This is a genomic window from Dellaglioa sp. CoH-57-MRSF-16, from assembly GCF_056782055.1.
In genome coordinates this window covers 1-887 of sequence record NZ_JBXAXZ010000019.1, presented here as the reverse complement: position 1 = coordinate 887, position 887 = coordinate 1, and the positions used below count along the sequence as shown (strand labels likewise).

The window sequence follows — 887 nt, the reverse complement described above, 5'->3', positions numbered from 1 at the left end:
GATCAACGGACGCGGCCCAACGAATCGTGCCGTTTGTGGGCGGTGTCGGATTGACCGGGTTCTTTGCGGGCGGAACCATAGCATTGAGGTTGAAGGCAAGAGCAGGCAGATATACGCCATCACTGAAGCGGTAACGAATCGTATTGACCGGCATCGACCAGAAGCCCCACCAATCGATGTTGTGCGGATCGTCTGAGAACACGAATTCGGAGAACCCGATCCACGGCTTTTGCCACTCCACGTCTGTTGGCCACATAATGGCCATAAATTCTTCGAGGCGCGTGTTGTAGCTGAGGTCGCCCATCTGAGCGCGGGGCGCGAGTTGAACGCTCACCAGCGGGGCGTTGCCAGATGGAAGTGTGAGGCTTGTCTCGGTGCCTGTGAACGTGGTCTTCGATATTGTGACAAACGCGATGACCTGACCTTCTCGCGTCATGACCGGAACAACGGTCTGCGTCGATGGTTCATTTAGGCCCTTGCCAATAAGAGGGTAACCCGGTTTGTAGACTGCCATTTGAGGCTCCTTGTTTAATACACGTTAAGAACTGGTACGTAAGAGATTTGAGTGCCCGCGCATGTAATCCCACACACGCACTGACCACCAGTCGGGTCCGGCGCGGTCACGATCTGGTTGCTCGGGTTATCATCCGAATTGACGGGTTCCCGCCAGCACACACGCACATTCTGATATCCGGTCAGCGTCAGCATCAAGGCCGTAGCCGCATCCGCAAACGGCGTGAACATGGTTTGAACCGGTGCCATTATCAGGTCTACTGAAGCTGCTACTTGAGGCGACACAAATTGATTATTGCTGCGGATCAGGACCGATGAGTCAACGTCGATCACTTGTTGTACCCCGTTTATGGGTACCAGATATAGTCTAATGT

The 887-nt window shown here is 54.1% G+C and carries 2 protein-coding genes; both read right to left on the bottom strand.

Annotated features, from left to right (window positions below; all coding sequences use genetic code 11):
- A partial coding sequence (locus tag AC1RPH_RS07625) for a hypothetical protein (protein WP_481762002.1) occupies window positions 1–514 on the bottom strand: 514 nt, incomplete at its 3' end.
- A 14-nt stretch (window positions 515–528) separates the two neighbouring features.
- The coding region (locus AC1RPH_RS07620) for a hypothetical protein (RefSeq protein ID WP_481762001.1) at window positions 529–887 on the bottom strand (359 nt) is incomplete at its 5' end.